The 507-nt window shown below is 65.9% G+C and carries 2 protein-coding genes; one reads left to right on the forward strand and one right to left on the reverse strand.

The window, feature by feature from the left end; genetic code table 11:
* Nucleotides 1–192 (reverse strand): MarR family transcriptional regulator (locus IG69_RS23340; protein ID WP_157577754.1); only part of this gene is annotated, 192 nt, incomplete at its 3' end.
* An 86-nt stretch (nucleotides 193–278) separates the two neighbouring features.
* Between IG69_RS23340 and IG69_RS0119545 the strand changes: the two genes are divergently transcribed.
* On the forward strand, nucleotides 279–507 hold a 229-nt coding region (locus IG69_RS0119545; protein WP_030529835.1), incomplete at its 3' end, for a pentapeptide repeat-containing protein.

Below are 507 nucleotides of genomic sequence, written 5' to 3' on the forward strand. Positions count from 1 at the left end.
TCCCTCTGCGGTTAGCCGCGCAGTGCGCAGGCGCTGATCAGTGGATCGGTCACGGACGATCACGCCTCGAGCGGCCAGGTCGTTGAGGTGACGACCAAGTCTCGTGGGATCCCGGCGGATCCGCGCCGACAACTCGGACTGACTCACCGCACCCGTCGTGCCAAGGGTCGACATGATCGCGTACTCCCACATCGACAGGCCGAGCTCGTCGAGAATCGGGGCCTCCAGCGCGGCGATGCCTGGAAGAACACAGGCGAGGAGCTCACCCAGGAGATGCAGTGTTCTCCCACGCGACCTTCACCCGCGACGCGTGGTTCGCCTACGCGACCTTCAGGGAAGATGCGGCGTTCTCCCACGCGACCTTCACCCGCGACACGCGATTCGACAACGCGACCTTCACCCGCGACGCGCGATTCGACAGCGCGACCTTCAATGGGCAGGCCAAGTTTGCGGGGGCCAGGTGCGCTGGCCAGGTGCACGGTTTGCCGGATGGGTTCTGGCCCGAGA

The sequence above is a fragment of the Phycicoccus jejuensis genome (genome assembly GCF_000720925.1).
GTDB classification, from domain to species: Bacteria; Actinomycetota; Actinomycetes; order Actinomycetales; family Dermatophilaceae; genus Phycicoccus; species Phycicoccus jejuensis.